Origin of the sequence: Methylomarinum sp. Ch1-1, from assembly GCF_030717995.2 — a bacterium.
GTDB classification, from domain to species: Bacteria; Pseudomonadota; Gammaproteobacteria; order Methylococcales; family Methylomonadaceae; genus Methylomarinum; species Methylomarinum roseum.
Genome location: NZ_CP157743.1, coordinates 85,680 through 103,127, shown reverse-complemented (window position 1 = coordinate 103,127; position 17,448 = coordinate 85,680). Strand labels below are relative to the sequence as shown.

The following is a 17,448-nucleotide window of genomic DNA, read 5'->3' as shown; positions in this document are numbered from 1 at the left end:
TCCGAAAATTTTCCATGTAGCAGGATGTTGTTAATTGTCTTTATACTGCCATATTCAATATTGGATTGGTTCCCTCTTTAAAACCGCTTTTCGTTCCCATCTATGCAGTTTAATCTGCATTTTTTTTGCGCAATCGGTTTATGCCGCAGCTCCGGATGGAGTCGATCACAGATATCAAGAGGCTATACGGATTGCTCGCGAGGGCAAGGCCGAACAGGCGTTACCTATCCTAGCGGAGCTTGCCGAGCAGTTTCCCCAAACAAAACACTATCAACACGATTATATTTTGGTGTTGTTTTGGGCGGGCAAGGAAGCCGAGATCGTCGAGCAAGCGAATCGCTGCGATATCAATGATGCGCCTCTCTATGTGTTGGAAAGCGTTGCTCATGCGGCAAGAAACCAACAGCAGTTCGGGCTGGCGGAGCGCACATTTAGACTCATGGCGCGGCGCGATCCGGCCAATTTATCGTATCGGTTGGGCTTAGCCAGGGTATTGATCGATCAGCGCAAGTTGTTGCCTGCACAAGAGTTGTTGCAGAGCTTGGCGAAACAATACTATCAGCATGCCGATTTTTTGTTGGTCAAGGCCTATTTGAAAGAAACGGAAGGTGATTTTCTTGCCGCCGCGTCGCTTTATCAAACAGTTTTACAGAGACGGCCCGGACACAAGGCGGCGATACGGGGGTTGGTTTTCGCGATGAGCCGCGTCAAGGCATTCGAGTTGGCGTATCGCAACGCTGAACAGCACCGGCAGTTTTTTTCCGAAGAAGAATGGGGTCGCCTGCGCTGGGACCTGGCGGCCGCTTGGGTTAGATGGGGCGAAATCTATCCGAGCGAAGAGGAGGCGTTACGCTTTCGTGAAATAGACAAGGCGATCGGATTGATCGAGGACAATCTCGCGTACCTGGATCGAGTGACACTCCGTGATTCAAGTTTTTGGCGTTCGCGGGCGCGCTTCGACATGATGGTTGCGTTGCGAGATCGTAAACGCATGGAGGACGTGGTCGAACTGCATCGAATTCTGCGAGAGGAACAGGTCGAAATTCCCGCCTATGCGACCATCGCGGCAGCCGATGCTTTTTTGTATTTGCAGCAACCCGAGCAAGCGCGTGATTTATATCTGCGAGTGTTGGAGAAAATGCCTGGCAATCATAATGCCGGGCAGTCGCTGGTGTTCGCCTATTTGGAAGCGGAGCAATTGGATGCGGCTGAACGCTTGGCGGAGCAACTGGCGAAGCAGCAACCCGACAAGATTTGGTATAAGCATCCCAAGGGGATGGGCTTGCTTTATCCGGAAGGCAACCATCAAAAAACCGAGGCGGAGCTGGCGACGGTGATGATCGCCAATTTCACCGATCGCCTCGAGGAGGCCTATCAAAAAATCCAAAATTTATATCAAAACGCCTCTTTCAATGCCGATATCCGCGATGTTCGCGCCCATACCCTTTATTATCGGGGTTGGCCGCGCCAGGCTCGTGAGCAATACATAGCCGCGTTAAACATCGCTCCCAAACATTTGGGATTAAGAACCGGGCTGAGCGAAACGCTGCATGAGTTGCGCGAATATCCGCAGGAAGAAGCGAACACGTTATCCCTCTATGCCTTGTATCCGGAAGAAAAAAACGTGCAGCGGCAAAAAAGACTGTGGGACATCCATAATGAACGCGAGCTACAGATATTCAGCGATGGCGGCTTCAGTACCGGTTCGGCCCAAGGGAGCGAAAGCATCGTTCTCGACAGCTTTTTATATTCGCAGCCCTTGGACTATCACTACCGCCTTTTCAGTCATGTACGCTGGATGACCGGTAAATTCGGCGCCGGCGAAGACACCCAAACCGGCCAAAACCTCTCGACCAGGGGCTACTACCGGCGCTATGGCTTGGGCTTGGAATACGCGATACCCGATCTGTTGGCCATCGGGGAACTGCATTACGATAATTTCGCGCGCTCGACCGTGGGTTTCTGGGGGAGCTTGAATTATCAGTTCGACGATCATTGGTCGGCCGCTATCGCCTTCGACACGCGCAGTGACGAGATCGGGCTGCGGGCTCTCTCGGTAGGACGATTGTCGCCACCGCAAGCGGGAAGCACAAGACCGACAACTGATGGCGTGACCGCCTATTCGGTCAAGGCGATGACCAGCTACCGGGTTCATGAATCCCGGCGCTTCGATTTGGCTTACCAATTTTTCGACTACAGCGACGGCAATGTCAGTGGTGTGCTCAGCGCCACCTGGTTCGAACGTTGGATCAGCGGACCGCGCTACAAGTTGGCGACCTATCTGAATCTGGGCAGTACCTTTCACAGCCGCATGGACGGCAATTATTACCATCCGAAGAACGATTTCGGCAGCTCACTGACCCTGGACAACGATCTTTTGACCTACCGTTTTTACGACTTGTCATTCCATCAGCGACTGGCGTTTACCATCGGCCAATACTGGCAAAAGGAAAAAATGACGACTGCCAATCGCTATCATTGGGATCCGGTCGGCAGCATTCAATACGAACATCGCTGGAAGGCCAGAGACCGTTATGAATTGGTTTATGGTGGTATCCGGGGGTATCCGATTTACGATGGAAACCGTGAGGAAACCTGGCGGTTCTATTTGAACCTTAATGTGAGGTTTTAACGATGTTGAAGCGAGTGTTGACGTTGATTTTTCTATATTTTGCGCCGTTTGCGGTGGTCGGCGCCAGCGAAAATCACTTGATCAGTCTGTGTTACCACGATGTCAAGGATGTGTGGGACGACGACCCGGCGACGGTTACGACCGAACGCCTGATCAGTCATTTATCTTGGCTGAAGAGCCATCAGTATCACCCGGTAAGCGTGCAGGATATTCTCGATGCTCGGGCCGGCAAGAAGCCTTTGCCGGACAAGGCGGTATTGCTGACCTTCGACGATGGTTATCGTAATTTCCATGCCAAGATCTTTCCGGTTTTGAAAATGTTTAATTATCCGGCGGTGTTTGCTCTGGTCACTCGTTGGATGGAGACCCCTTCCGACCAGCCGGTTCAGTACGGCGATCGTTTGAAGCCTCGCGACGATTTTCTAAGCTGGGATCAAGTCAGGGAAATGATGGCATCCGGATTGATCGAGATTGCCTCCCATAGCCATGACTTGCATCGCGGAGTCATCGGTAATCCACAGGGCAATAGCCAGCCCGCGGCAGTTACCCGAATGTTTCTGAAGGACAGCGGTGGTTACGAGAACGACGAACAGTTTCGGCAGCGTATCGAACGGGACTTGCAACGCAGCTCCGATGTCATCTTCCGAAGAACAGGTAAGCGCCCTCGGGTGATGGTCTGGCCTTACGGCGCATACAGCCGCGAAACCCATTGGATTGCCGATAAATTGGGCATGACCATCTCGCTGGGATTGCAAAACGTCATCAATCGGGTGGACGAGCAGCGGGTCATTTACCGTTATCTGATTTCCGGTAACGCTAAGCTGGCTAATTTCGTCTATGGCTTGAGCCATATCGAGGAAAGAGAGCCGATACGGGTGGCCCATGTCGACCTCGACTATGTTTACGATAAGGACAAGGTGCAACGCGAAAAAAACTTGGGACTGTTATTGGACAGAGTCAAAGCCATGCGCATCAATACGGTGTATTTGCAGGCCTTCGCGGACCCGGATGGAGACGGCAATGCCGATGCCTTGTACTTCCCCAATCGCCATCTGCCGGTTCGAGCGGACCTCTTCAATCGCGTCGCCTGGCAATTGAAAACCCGCGCTCACGTCAATGTCTATGCCTGGCTGCCGGTTTTGTCCTTTCATACATCGGCGCCGGACGATTGGTGGGTGCAGGAACTGCGCGATGGACGCGCTGTGGCGAGCCGGAATGATTACCGTCGCTTGTCCCCTTTTCATCCGCAGGCGCGGGAGTTCGTCAACGAAATCTATCAGGATTTGGCCAAACATGCCCATTTTGCCGGCCTGCTTTTCCATGACGATGCATTCTTGACCGATACAGAAGATGTTAGTCCGGCAGCCCTAAGGAAAACGGCCGGTTTATCCCCTAAACGGAAGCTGGCGGCCAAGATCAATGCCTTGACCGGTCTGACCGCAGATCTTGCCGAATCGGTGAGATATTATCGGCCTGAGATCAAGACGGCACGTAATCTGTACGCCAGTATCATCATGCAGCCGGAAAGCCAGCAATGGTTCGCGCAATCGTTCGCCAATTTCATGGCTTATTACGATTATGTCGCCTTGATGGCCATGCCTTACATGGAAGATGCCGAACGGCCACAGGAATGGTTGGGCGGCTTGATCGACAACGTGGCCCGGCTGCATCCGGCCGCGTTGAAACGGACCGTGTTCGAGTTGCAAAGCGTCGATTGGCGCAGTCAAGAAAAGATTCCGCAGCGCGAACTGATGCAACAAATGGAATTGTTACAGCGCAAAAATGCCATGAATTTCGGTTATTACCCGGATGACTTTCTTACCAATGAGCCGCCGTTGATGATGTTGAAGGAAACGATGTCGCTGGAAATTTTTCCTTTTGGTGATTAATTAATCTGACGACATATGATTTTATGATGGAGGATAGTGTGCATTGGGATTCTATTGCTTCCTGGTCGGCCGATTTGTGGACGACCATGGCGCTTTTATTACAGCAAGGCCTTGTGGTCATGAAGTATGCCGGAGAATGGCTTTATCTGAATTTTTTTCGCTTCTTGCTCGACTTTGCTTTCTACTATCCGTTGTTCATGGCTTATTTATGGATCATCGGTGCGTTGATTTATTATGTGCGCTGGGAAAGAAAGGAAGGCAAAGGAGCGGAGGACCTGCCAGAATTACCTTCCTATCCGCCCGTTTCGTTGATCGTTCCCTGCCATAACGAGGGCGAGGTTGTTCGCGAAACTCTGAAATTTCTGCTATTACAGAAATATCCCAATTATGAAATCATCGCCGTCAATGACGGCAGCACCGATAATACGCTGGACATTTTGTTGCAGTTGGCCGAGGAGCACGACAAGATACGCGTCGTCAATCTTGAAAGTAACCAAGGCAAGGCCATGGCGTTGAATACGGCGGCGTTGTTGTCCAATCACGAATTCCTGGTTTGCATCGATGGCGACGCCTTGCTGGCTCCGGAAGCAGTGACATGGATCATGCGCCATTTTTTGTCCGGGCCGCGAGTCGCGGCCGTAACCGGCAACCCAAGAATACGCACGCGAACGACATTGCTGGGCAGAATTCAGGTAGGCGAGTTTTCGGCCATCATCGGTCTGATCAAACGGGCTCAGCGTATTTATGGTCGGATTTTCACGATTTCCGGCGTGGTCGGAGCGTTCCGCAAGTCGGCCCTGCACCGAGTCGGTTATTGGAGCAACGATATGATCACGGAGGATATCGATATCAGTTGGCGGTTGCAGTTGGATCATTGGGATATCCGCTATGAACCGCACGCGCTTTGCTGGATACTGATGCCGGAAACGCTTACTGGCTTGTGGCGACAGCGTTTGCGTTGGGCGCAGGGCGGAGTGGAAGTCTTGTTGCGCTATTTCAAACGCTTGGGGCTTTGGCGTTCGCGGCGCATGTGGATGATCTATATCGAATATCTGGTTAGCGTGTTCTGGGCCTATACTATGTTGGTTACCTTTTTGTTTTGGCTGGCCGGTTATGTGATCGAATTGCCGCCGCAATTGGTGGTGCCGACCATGTTACCCAGTTGGGGCGGTGTCTTGTTGGGGTTGACTTGTCTATTACAGTTTGCCGTCAGTCTGTTTATCGATTCCCGCTACGAAAAAGGCATCGGCAAGATTTATTATTGGCTGATTTGGTATCCCTTGATTTATTGGGTGATCAGCGTGCTGACCACCGTTGCCGGCGTCGTTAAGGCCGTGCTGAAAAAGAAGGGGGCAAGAGCTGTTTGGACCAGCCCGGACAGGGGGGTCAGGTGAAGGAGCTCATCATCAATGCGCCGACGGTGCAAAGCCTATGGCAACGTACCACGTCGGTTATTTTTACCTTCATTTTCTGGATGATCTGGTTTTTTTTATGGATCCCCCTCGCGACTTTGATTGCTTGGTATTTGGGGCTCGACTTGGTCTATTTCGAGATGTTTGAAATGGAGGGATTTCGCGCCGTCATTGAAGATTTATTTAGGTTCCTCACGATCGTGACGCTGCTCGGCGGTGCTTTAGCAGTGTGGGCCGCCTATAATTACTTTCGCTTCAAGGGCAGAGAAAAACGGAAAACACCTGCACTAGTCGACCATGATAATTTGGCCGAGTATTTTGAGGTCCATGCCGAGGAATTAAAACGATACCAACAGGAAAAATTATTGACCGTCGAGTTTGACCCCGAGGCACGGATTGTTTCAATCCAGCGCCTGGAAAAAAGGGACTTGGGGTAATGCGCCAGAGAGTTGAAGACTGTAGATAAATCTGTTGAGCTGCCTATTATTAACCCACAATGGGAAAAAGATAGTTATATATTAAGTAACTATTCAGTATCTTTCGGGTTTTAGGCAGTAGGTCATTGATTTCTCGGGACGCGTGAATACTTCCATGTAAGCTCTGACTGCAACGTCCTGTTGCAGACAGCCCGATAAATCAATAACCTACTCCCTCTTAGTAAAACTACGCTGAATAATTACGATATTAATAACTAAAGTAATCGAAGTATCGGCCTTAGAAGCTGCCAAAGGGATAAAGACTGAGCAAGACCTGAATGATATTCGACGGATGAAGACCAAAATCACTGTTGAGGCCGCCCTCAATGCCCCGAGCTAGAGGATCTCTCGGCTACAGCAAGCATGAGCTGTCTTCTTCTAAAAATAGCCGCAACGGCTATAGCAGTAAGACCGTAAAGACACTGGAAGGCTAGGCCCTGTGTCGTACTGCCCGCTAGCGGCATGTGTTCAGGAGGAAGGATTGTCAATTATTTAGGCTATGTCACCCAGGGCTCCCTCATTAAATGAATGAGCGGCAAAACAGAAAATTAACAACAAATACGCCTTAAAGTAAGTTAAACGTTTAGGGGGTGTTAAATAACCCCCCCCCCGTGTGCACGGCCAATTTTGCCCCGGTGGCGGTTGTTGGCGGCTTGATACGCGAAGCCGCACTACGATGCGGGTAGGGTGTGCTGACGATAGGAAGCGCACCGGTTTTTGATGCGCTTCACGCTGTTCAACATCCAACGGCAAGACGGTGCTTTGCGTAAGGAGTGCCGCCCTCGGCGCGAAAAGAGCCATTCGGCCCGAGGGCGGGCCTCCTACGGGCAGTCCGAAAAGCAAGTAGTCCGCATGTCGCTATGCGAAATGCAGGTCAACGAGGTCCTGAACGATTCAATCGTGACTAGAGTAAGTTAAACGTTTGGGACGGGTTAAATAACCCGTCCCGCCGAGAGGGATGACGCGATATTAACCAATGTATTGGTTCAGGTATTTTTTAATGAGGGAGCCCTGTCCATAAACGCGGATCCGAATGAGTTTTCCAGCATTCTTTGCTTGAGGCTGGTCCATCGACTCAAGCGCCCTGAGCCGCCGACCCTTTTTCCTGCGCCACGACTTTTGGCCAACCATAAACCCGTGCCGTTGAAGCTATAGACCGGCAGCAGGTCCCGGCGTTGGGTTGCCGGTTTTATCGCGGGATTCAAGTTGTCCAATACCAGTGGCGTCGATCGAGGCGTAGCGAAGTAGGTTAAAACCATGTGCGCCTGATTCAGTTCGATGGCTTTGACATAGGTGATGCGCATCTTGCTCTCAGGCACGCCTAGTTCTTTTAGGGTAAAGTATTTGGCGATCGAATAATCCTCGCAATCACCGGCGCCCCTAACCAAAAATTCCAGTGGTGTGGCCCAATAATCTTCCTGATCCCATAGGTAAATATCGTCTACAAATTCGACTTGCCGATTAAAGAAATCATTTACATGTTTCAATTTTTCCGCTTCCGGCAAAGATTTTGTCGATTGCAACAATGTTTGCCATTTCGTGATGCGTGTGCCCGCTTCCTGACCGAATCGAATTTCGATTTGTCTCAGCAAGGCCTGACTGATTTCCAGCTCGGCGGAAACACATACGGCAAAGAGCAGGCCGCTTATCCAGACAAAAAATCTGAGGGAGCGACGGCGGAAAGCGTTATCGGCTGGCACCCGCGATACCTATCGAGTGCAGGACTTCGTAATCGATATCGTTATGCACATTTTCCGCCAGAACCTTGATATTCAGCAGTGAGCTCATTTCCTGTATCAATTCAATAAACGCCTTTTTCTCCGCGTCATCGGCGACACTATCGCAGATATCACGGGATAGGCGGATATAGTCAGGTCTTAGTGGTTTGATCGCATCGGGTGATAGCGATTGGGCATCGAATCGCTTAATCATGACTTTTGCGCCCAAATCATGAATAAAAGCGATGAATTGCTGATAGGTGTCGATGTCTTTGGCGATCGCATAGGCCGACAAGTTGAAAACAAGGCGAGAAGCCATGTCCTGGTTTTCCCTGATTAGCTTGTGTAGCCAGGTTCTAAACTCGCTGTTTTTGATGGTTCGGGTGGAAATGCTGATAGTTCTGGCATGTTGGATCTTTTCGTGTTTCATGGAGTCGACAATGTTTGCAATCATGCCTTTATCCAACTCAACGATTTTGGCAAATTTTTCGGCAATAGACACAAAAGTGCCGATAGCGAGAGAGTTGCCGTTGTCATCCTGGGCCTGGATGAAGGCGTCCTCCATCAGCATTTGATTGGATTCAAATCCGTTTATCGGACAGACATAGGAAACGTCATAAGTGCGATTGTCGACGATTGCGAATACCAGTTTTTTCCATTCGGCGATATCGCGTGCTTGGTCGATGTTGGTCTTGAGATAATAGCCGTTGGCGCCAATCAGTTGCGCCTGTTCATAGGCTTCGTTGGCGGCCGCCAGCATCTGATCGATATTTTTTAACGGATCGAAGGGAATAATGCCGATGTGCGCGATATCCGATTTCTGGTTTTTTTCGCCTAATTCGGAAAATGCAGTGCTGATATGTTTCGCCAACTCTTCCGCCGCGGCGATATCGACTTCCTCAAGCAATATGGCGAATTCGGAACCGAAGAATCGGTAGGTTGTCGTCTGGCCGTGCTGAAACTGTTCTGACGTTTTGTTTAACGTTTTAGCGCAATCCTGCAAAAATCGGTCTATGGCGGCGCTGTCATATTCCTTAACCAGCGTGCCCAGACTATCGATCTTGACCAAATAAATAAAGGCTTCGGAATCACCGGCAAACAAGCGCTTCAGATCAGTTTCAAACACGCTTTTCTTATTTAAGCCGGTTAAGGCATCCTGATGCAATTTTTTGCCGATGTCGTTTAGTTTACCGTTTAAGTTTTTGATGGTCGTATCAATTTTGCCGGACAAGGTGTTCATCGAGCGGGTCACGTTTCTGACTTCGGTCGTCCACGGCATTTCGTCGATGGTTTCATACTGGCCAGCCGCAATTTTTAAGGCCAGTCGATCGATCCTCTTTAAGGAGCGCAGCGTAATCCTCAAGAGCAGGAATAATATGAGAATTGAAAACGCAAATGCCGCCATCGAATAATAAAAGCCGGATTTAGCCTGTTGATAGAGTTTCAAATAGGCATAACCTGGATTAATCGTGACGTAAATAATTCCGCTGAGATTCCAACCCGAGCTAATCTCGCTTTTAGCCGTCGCCGTTTCCATCGGCAAGAGTTCTACAAACCATTCGGGAACCTCTTCAGAAACCTTGTCGTTTTTTAACGTCACCAACGGCTCGTCGTCAATATTCTCGAGCCTGATCTCCTGGTAATAGCCCATATCGAATATCGCCTGAATCATCGTTTCTATCACCGGATCTTTCTCGTTGACCATATAGGGGCTCAATGACAGACCCAGAGACGTTGCGGTATCTTGGGCATGAATCTCGGATTCACCTTCCAGATAGTCCCTGATATTGCTGACACTTAATGCGAAATTGACCGCAAAAATGATTAGAAACAGGGCTGAAACAAGGAACAACAGTTGTTTGAATAGAGACATGCTGGTTCAGGTCCTGTGTTGAAGTGACTGACATGAGTCATATGTTGGTCTGGCGGAAACTGTGACGTAATTAATGTTTTTTCTTCCCTATCTGTAATTTTGGTGACCCGGTCACAGGTAAATTGTTAAGCTCTTAGCAATAAGTCCGACTGCATAAATACTCGTTCATGATGCATCAGATTTCGGCGCTCCCTGCCGAAATGACAACAACTATTTACCATCGAACTTTCTGTTAGGTACTTAGTTGTAACCCATTCAAGAGGCGACCAATGTAAATCTAATTTTAGACTAAATAATCATGACCTGTTGCTACCGAATCGAGAAAAGTCGCTAGGTGTTTAGCGTCGTGTGATTATATTCCAAAAAAGAGTTATCCTTTGTTCCGTGCCAGAGAGCCGAGAACTCATTGTAAACCTCATCAACCTTCGCGCTATGCTTAGGAAGCCTAGAAACGCTTATGAAGAACAATTCGTATCCATCGATAATCCATCATGGCGCTGTTGATGGCGTGACGGCTTCCTGTCACCAATTGTTTGTCGATGCCAATAATTCCGTATTGATCGATTGCGGTTTGTTTCAGGGGGCGGAAACCTCGCCGCAAGGCGCGGGCTTCGAACATCTCGCGATCGATTTTCCTATTAACACAGTCCGGGCTTTATTGGTCACCCATTGCCATATCGATCATGTGGGCAGAATACCTTATTTGTTGGCGGCTGGATTCGATGGCCCGATCATTTGTTCGGAACCGACCGCGATTCTGCTGCCGTTGGTGCTCGAAGACGCGGTGAAGATCGGTTTTACCCGCGATGCAGATGCAACGTTACTGGATAAATTCCGCCAGTTGTTGCAGGAAAGAATCGTCGCCGTCCCTTACGGAAAAAAATATCCCCTTTCGCTAGCGGGCAATGGGGATGGTCATCTGGCGGTCAAATTCAAGCCAGCCGGCCATATTCTCGGTTCGGCGTATATCGAATGCGATGTCAAAACTGCCGCGAACAAACAGCGTATCGTCTTTTCCGGCGATCTGGGCGGGCCTTATACGCCGCTGTTGCCGGCACCGCGTTTGCCTTATCGGGCCGATATCGTCGTGTTGGAAAGCACCTATGGCGACAGGAACCACGAAAACCGCAGGCAGCGCAAAGCGATGTTAAAAGAGCGCATCGAACATTGTCTGCGCAACAAAGGCGTTATTTTGATGCCGGCCTTCAGCATCGGCCGGACACAGGAACTGCTATACGAACTGGAAGACATCATCCACCGTTACCAAGACAGCCCGCTTGCCGGAAAACTGCGTTGGGACGATCTGGAAATCATCATCGATTCGCCGTTGGCCCACCGCTTTACCGAGACATACCGAAAACTGAAACCGCATTGGGATTCTGAGGCCCGGCGCAAGCTTCGCCAGGGCAGGCATCCGTTATCGTTCGAACAGATCACGACGATCGACAGCCACGAGGAACATTTGATGACGGTGGATTATCTGCGCAAAACCGCGCGGCCTTGCGTCGTCATCGCCGCCAGCGGCATGTGTTCCGGCGGTCGCATCATGGATTATTTGAAAGCATTGATCGAAGACAGCCGCACCGACATTCTGTTTTCCGGATACCAGGCGGCCGGGACGGCCGGACGGCACATTCAGCAATATGCGGAAAAGCACGGCTATGTCGAATTGGACCGGCGCCATTATACCATTAATGCCGGTGTTTATACCCTGAGCGGTTATTCCGCCAGCAATTCTCAATTTAGCCCAAAGTGGGTAAACTAAGACGTTTTTTTACCAATTCACGGACGATGGCCTACCCTTTTTCAGAGACAGAAACATTCACCCACTCCGCTCTGATCGATCAAATCAGACAAGTTTTCGAAACCTTTCCGGATGGTCGTAGCGGGAATGGTGTGTACCGTAAGTACAGTATGTCGGATGCGGCGCTAAGCGCCTTTTCGGTGTTTTTCCTGCAATCGCCGTCGTTCTTGGAATACCAGCGGACGATGCAGAAAGAGCGGGGTAAGAATAACGCACAAAGCTTGTTTGGCGTGTATCAAATTCCCAGTGACAACCAGATTCGAAATTTGTTGGATGCGGTATCGCCCGATGCGCTATGGCCTTTGTACCGTTGGCTGATGCGAGCACTGGAAGAGCAAGGCAAATTGAACGAGTTTCAAGTGCTGGATGATAGTATCTTGGTGGCCTTGGATGGCGTGGAATATTTTAGCTCGCAGAAGATTCAGTGTGCGTGCTGTTCGACGAAAACGCTGAAGACGGGGATTGTCCAATACAGTCACAGTGCCGTGACGCCGGTTATTGTTTCGCCACACCAGGCGGATGTTATTCCGTTGGCGCCCGAATTTATCGCCCCGCAAGATGGGGGTGACAAGCAAGATTATGAACTGGCGGCCGCGCGGCGCTGGCTGGAGCGAGAAGCGGGGCATCTCCCGAGAAACGTAACGTTTTTAGGCGACGATTTATATTGCAAGCAGCCTTTTTGCGACTACCTCAAGCAATTAGGACGACATTTCATTCTGGTTTGTAAGCCGGAATCCCATAAAACCCTCTACGAGTGGGTCGAGGATTTTCAACGGCTCGGCCAAGTCGAAATACTGGAAAAACGTCGCTGGACAGGCAAGCAACACCTCACTGAGCGTTACCGCTTCGCACACCAAGTACCCTTACGCGACAGCGATGATGCATTATTGGTCAATTGGTGCGAGCTCGAGATCACCGATGAGAAAGGCCAGTGCGTTTACCGCAACGCGTTCGCCACGGATCACGCAATAAATGCACAGAATGTCGCTGACATTGTCAGCGCCGGTCGAGCCCGGTGGAAGGTCGAAAACGAAAATAACAACACCTTGAAAACCAAGGGATATCACTTTACGCATAACTTTGGTCACGGTAAAAAACACCTCGCCGCCTTGTTAGCCAGTCTGATTATCTTGGCTTTTCTAGTACATACAGTCTTGCAATGGTTTGATCAGTGCTATCGATTGCTTCGGCGGGAATTGCCCAGCCGAAAGACGTTTTTTGACGATGTAAGGGCGCTCACTCGTTACGTTTGCTTCGATAACTGGCAGAACTTGATGGAATTTATGCTTGATGGCCTGAATATTCCAATTCCTCCCAATTCGGATTCGGGTTGAATCTCTTAAATTGAGAATTGCTGTTATTCCGCCCATGCCGACCAATCCGCTCTGATCCGGTTTATCGCTGGCATGCGGGGATCAAGCCAAGGGAAATTCGGCTGGTGCATGGCGACGAGCGGGCCAAATTGTCCTTGCAGAAGCAATTACGAGCGCAGTTCGCGGGGATTAAGATACATATGTGTGACGGCAGTAGTTTGGCTTAATGCGCCCTAACAGCAAATGCGATTTGTATAACGTGAGACGAAACTGGTATTTGCGTCGTTACGGGCACAAGCCATTAAAAAATGACAAGAGCGAGCAAATAGGAGGCAAGCGCAGTAAAACCGATCTGTGTTGGAAGAGTGGAAGGCGTAAATCGTGCCTATGCATTGGTATGGTATAATTATAACTTATATATGCATAGTCGCCTTTCATAAATCAAAGAAAAACCGTTGTTAATTGATCTTCAAAAGGAAAGAGCCCGTTTTTTGCTTTGCTCGCATCTTCAATATTTCTCACGACGCCCTCTTTACCATAAGGCGGGGAACAAGTTAAGTATCATAGCGGCAATTAAGGTACATAAACGCCGATTGCGGACAGAAATGGCCCGGCCGCCTGTTTTCTCGTCTAATATTATGCTGACTGGCAAATAATTAATAGCTATGGAGGATCATGAAAGCGGTTATTTTAGCAGGCGGATTGGGCACTAGGCTGTGCGAGGAAACCTATATCAAACCGAAACCGATGGTGGAAATTGGTGGCAAGCCGATATTGTGGCACATTTTGAAGACCTATTCGTGCCACGGCATCAACGAATTTATCATTTGTTGCGGTTACAAGGGATACGTCATTAAAGAATATTTCGCCAATTATTTTTTGCACATGTCCGACGTTACTTTCGATATGGCCAGCAACAAGATGCACGTCCACGAGAACAAAGCGGAACCGTGGAAGGTCACCCTGGTCGATACCGGCGATGACAGCGGTACCGGCGGGCGCTTGAAGCGAGTGAAAAGCTATGTGCAGGACGAAGAATTATTCTGTTTTACTTACGGCGACGGGATAGGAAATATCGACATTAGCGAGAGTATCAAATTCCATCGGCGGCAAAACACATTGGCGACGATTACGGCGACTTACCCGCAGGCGAAGTTCGGCGCCTTAAAAACTTCCGGCAGTCGCGTGGTGTCGTTCCAGGAAAAACCGAAAGGCGACAACGCTATGGTCAACGGCGGTTATTTTGTGTTGTCGCCGAAAGTCATCGATTACATTGACGACGATCAGACTGGTTGGGAGCAGAAGCCATTGGAACGGCTGGCCGGGGAAGGGCAATTGGCCGTTTTCAAACACGAGGATTTCTGGCAGCCCATGGATACGTTGAGGGATAAGAATTATCTGGAAAGCTTATGGGTTTCGGGTTACGCGCCTTGGAAAATATGGGAATAAACGAAACCTTCTGGCGAGGCAAGAAAGTCCTGGTTACCGGGCATACGGGGTTCAAAGGCAGCTGGCTGTCGCTATGGCTGCAGATGTTGGAGGCCGATGTCTACGGCTTGTCTCGCCTGCCGCCGACCGAGCCCAATTTATTCGAGCGTGCCGACGTCGGCAAACGAATGACATCGCTCCACGGCGATATTCGCGATCTTTCGCTAGTCAAAAAAACAGTGTCGGCCATTAACCCGGACATCTTGATTCACATGGCCGCGCAATCCCTAGTGCGTTATGGTTACCATCATCCGGTCGAAACCTATCAAACGAACGTCATGGGAACCTTGCACGTATTGGAGGCTATTCGGGCCTGCCAAGGGGTTCGCGCCGCGGTGATGGTGACGACCGATAAATGTTACGAGAGTATGGAGGCTGGTGAGCCGCATCGTGAAAACGATCCCTTGGGCGGTCACGATCCGTACAGCAGCAGCAAAGGCTGCGCGGAGTTGTTGATCGCCTCCTACCGACATTCCTTTTTTTTCGAGTCCACGAGTGCAGCCATCGCCAGTGTCAGGGCTGGAAATGTTATCGGAGGCGGCGACTGGGCCGAACATCGCCTGGTGCCGGACGTGATTGAAGCATTTCAAAAGAACCGTTCCGTCAAGATACGCAATCCACACGCGGTTCGGCCGTGGCAGCACGTGCTGGAACCGTTATCCGGCTATTTGCTGTTGGCGGAAAGATTGTTCAACGGCGGGCATGCGTATGCCGAATCCTGGAATTTCGGGCCCGAGGCGGGCGATATGCGGCAGGTCCAATGGCTGGTCGAGTTTCTCGCCGGGAAATGGCGGTACGCGAATTGGGCCGTGGAAGAAAAACCGAACTTTCATGAGGCCGGCGCATTAAGGTTAAACAGCACTAAAGCCCGCGACAGGTTGGGCTGGCGACCGCGTTGGTCGTTGCCCACAGCCTTGGATAAAACCGTGGATTGGTATCGGGCGGAGAGCGCGGGCGTCGATATGTCGGTTTTTTGCCAGAAACAGATTCGGGAGTATTTAGCTTAACTTGCCTATCGAGTGAATCTTCATGAAAGCAGAAAAATTTGTTGTTAACGTTCCGGCTGACGGACTGGTCGAATTAAATCTCGCACAATACGCATCGCAACAGGTTGTAATCGCCGTCTCGCCCGCCTGCCAGGCCGAGAGCCACGAAAACGGCCTGTTGAAAGCGCAAGAACGCTCGGGGTTTGCACAAAACGTATTGGCGAGCCGCGACGAGGACGTATGGAATGATCTGTGAGATCGCGCCCGGAGATATTTGCGTTTTACCATTTCCGTTTACCGATTCGGCGGCGCGTAGAAAAAGGCCGGCGCTGGCGCTGAGTGCTCAAGATCAGTACGGAGACGTACGCTTCGCTTTTATTACCGTTGGCTCTGGTCAACAGGATTGGTCGATTAAAATCGAAGAGGGCGATTACGCCGAAGGCTGCCCGCCTCTGCCTAAGGCCGGTTACATCCGGTTGGAAAACCAATATCGGCTTCCCGCCCGAATCGTAGTAAACAAAGCCACCGCGCTGAGTCGAGAAAAACTCCGGGTCGTGTTAAGACATAATGTCATCAGGGAGACCGTTCCTTATTGCGACGAGACTTATCGACCAAAGACATTCGAGCCTGGCAAAACGCCGGTACCGGTATCGGGCAAGGTCGTGGGGCACCGGGAAATTGCCGCAATCACCGAAGCCGCCCTCGATGGTTGGTTGACCACCGGGCGCTTCAACGAAGCTTTTGAAAAACGTTTCGCGGAATTCGTCGGTGCGGCCTACGCTTCGACAACCAATTCTGGGTCTTCAGCCAATTTATTGGCGCTAGCCGCGTTGACTTCCCCGAAGCTGGGGGAGAAAGCGTTAAGGCCTGGCGACGAAGTCATCACCGTGGCTGCCGGTTTTCCGACGACGGTCAATCCAATCCTGCAATTGGGCATGGTGCCGGTGTTCGTCGACATCCAGATTTCAAGCTACAATATCGATCCGGCAAAAGTTGCCGAAGCGATTTCGCCTAAAACCAAAGCGATCATGCTCGCCCACACTCTGGGTAATCCGTTCGAACTCGACGTGATCACCGAACTTGCGCAAAAACACGGCTTGTGGCTCATTGAAGACTGTTGCGATGCGCTGGGCTCGACCTATAACGGGCGGCATGTCGGAACCTTCGGCCATCTTGCGACCTGCAGTTTTTATCCGGCCCACCAGATAACGATGGGAGAGGGCGGGATCGTTTTTACCCGGAACCGTAAACTGAACAAGATCATCGAAAGCGTGAGGGATTGGGGACGGGATTGTTATTGCGAGCCCGGTCACGACGATACTTGCGGGCGGCGCTACGGGTGGCGGCTGGGCGATCTGCCGTTCGGTTACGACCACAAATACACCTATTCACATTTGGGTTACAACCTGAAGATTACTGACATGCAGGCCGCTTGCGCCTTGGCCCAACTCGATCGGCTACCTCAATTCATCGCCGCGCGAAAACGAAATTTCGACCATCTGCAACGGCGATTCAGGGCATTGGAGGATTTTTTCATCCTGCCGGAGGCGAGTGCCGATAGCTCTCCCTCGTGGTTTGGTTACACCCTGACTATTCGTCGACCGTCGGCGATTTCCCGGGTGGATTTGTTAAGCTTTCTGGCTAAAAACAAGATAGGCAACCGTTTGCTGTTTGCCGGCAATTTGCTTCGACAGCCCTACATGACGGGGCGGCAGTACCGGGTCAGCGGCGCACTGGACAACACCGACCGGGTCATGAACGACAGTTTCTGGCTGGGACTGTACCCGGGATTGAGTGAGGACATGTTGGATTTCACTTATGATTGTTTGAAGGACTTCGTCAAGAGAGTGTGAAAAG

The 17,448-nt window shown here is 50.6% G+C and carries 13 protein-coding genes; 11 read left to right on the top strand and 2 right to left on the bottom strand.

Features of this window, described 5'->3' with window-relative positions:
* Window positions 1–34: 34 nt before the first annotated feature.
* From pgaA to pgaD, 4 genes are read left to right on the top strand one after another with little or no spacing between them, the layout of a single operon-like run.
* Window positions 35–2,632: a poly-beta-1,6 N-acetyl-D-glucosamine export porin PgaA gene (gene pgaA, locus Q9L42_RS00805; protein WP_349431737.1), complete on the top strand. Its 2,598-nt coding sequence runs from the start codon at window positions 35–37 to the stop codon at window positions 2,630–2,632.
* Window positions 2,633–2,634: 2 nt separating this feature from the next.
* The gene (gene pgaB / locus Q9L42_RS00800; protein ID WP_349431736.1) at window positions 2,635–4,521 is read left to right on the top strand and encodes a poly-beta-1,6-N-acetyl-D-glucosamine N-deacetylase PgaB; all 1,887 of its coding nucleotides are present in this window, start codon (window positions 2,635–2,637) and stop codon (window positions 4,519–4,521) included.
* A gap of 23 nt (window positions 4,522–4,544) precedes the next feature.
* Window positions 4,545–5,915 (top strand): poly-beta-1,6-N-acetyl-D-glucosamine synthase, encoded by a 1,371-nt coding sequence (gene pgaC / locus Q9L42_RS00795; RefSeq protein WP_349431735.1) that lies wholly within the window; start codon window positions 4,545–4,547, stop codon window positions 5,913–5,915.
* A complete protein-coding gene (pgaD, locus tag Q9L42_RS00790; protein WP_349431734.1) occupies window positions 5,912–6,370 on the top strand; it encodes a poly-beta-1,6-N-acetyl-D-glucosamine biosynthesis protein PgaD in 459 nt (152 codons plus the stop codon). Before pgaC ends, pgaD begins: the two co-directional genes overlap by 4 nt.
* A 1,025-nt stretch (window positions 6,371–7,395) precedes the next feature.
* On the opposite strand, the gene Q9L42_RS00785 is transcribed toward pgaD, so the two are convergent.
* Window positions 7,396–8,109, bottom strand: a complete 714-nt coding sequence (locus tag Q9L42_RS00785; RefSeq protein ID WP_305906527.1) for a transglutaminase-like cysteine peptidase — start codon at window positions 8,107–8,109, stop codon at window positions 7,396–7,398.
* Entirely contained in the window at window positions 8,096–10,000 is a 1,905-nt protein-coding gene (locus Q9L42_RS00780) for a bifunctional diguanylate cyclase/phosphodiesterase (RefSeq protein WP_305906528.1), read from the bottom strand. Before Q9L42_RS00780 ends, Q9L42_RS00785 begins: the two co-directional genes overlap by 14 nt.
* Window positions 10,001–10,457: 457 nt before the next feature.
* Between Q9L42_RS00780 and Q9L42_RS00775 the strand changes: the two genes are divergently transcribed.
* The 7 genes from Q9L42_RS00775 (at window position 10,458) to rfbH (ending at window position 17,444) form a co-directional block, all read left to right on the top strand.
* Window positions 10,458–11,765, top strand: a complete 1,308-nt coding sequence (locus tag Q9L42_RS00775) for an MBL fold metallo-hydrolase (RefSeq protein WP_305906529.1) — start codon at window positions 10,458–10,460, stop codon at window positions 11,763–11,765.
* Window positions 11,766–11,836: 71 nt separating this feature from the next.
* On the top strand, window positions 11,837–13,138 hold the full coding sequence (locus Q9L42_RS00770) for an ISNCY family transposase (protein WP_432648887.1): 1,302 nt from the start codon (window positions 11,837–11,839) through the stop codon (window positions 13,136–13,138).
* A 17-nt stretch (window positions 13,139–13,155) separates the two neighbouring features.
* On the top strand, window positions 13,156–13,344 hold the full coding sequence (locus tag Q9L42_RS21405) for an MBL fold metallo-hydrolase RNA specificity domain-containing protein (protein ID WP_432648864.1): 189 nt from the start codon (window positions 13,156–13,158) through the stop codon (window positions 13,342–13,344).
* Between the two features lie 448 nt (window positions 13,345–13,792).
* Window positions 13,793–14,566: a glucose-1-phosphate cytidylyltransferase gene (gene rfbF, locus Q9L42_RS00765; protein WP_305906531.1), complete on the top strand. Its 774-nt coding sequence runs from the start codon at window positions 13,793–13,795 to the stop codon at window positions 14,564–14,566.
* Window positions 14,527–15,612, top strand: a complete 1,086-nt coding sequence (gene rfbG, locus Q9L42_RS00760; RefSeq protein WP_349431733.1) for a CDP-glucose 4,6-dehydratase — start codon at window positions 14,527–14,529, stop codon at window positions 15,610–15,612. Before rfbF ends, rfbG begins: the two co-directional genes overlap by 40 nt.
* A gap of 22 nt (window positions 15,613–15,634) precedes the next feature.
* The gene (locus Q9L42_RS00755) at window positions 15,635–15,847 is read left to right on the top strand and encodes a hypothetical protein (protein WP_305906535.1); all 213 of its coding nucleotides are present in this window, start codon (window positions 15,635–15,637) and stop codon (window positions 15,845–15,847) included.
* Entirely contained in the window at window positions 15,837–17,444 is a 1,608-nt protein-coding gene (gene rfbH, locus Q9L42_RS00750) for a lipopolysaccharide biosynthesis protein RfbH (protein ID WP_349431732.1), read from the top strand. Before Q9L42_RS00755 ends, rfbH begins: the two co-directional genes overlap by 11 nt.
* Window positions 17,445–17,448: the final 4 nt, after the last annotated feature.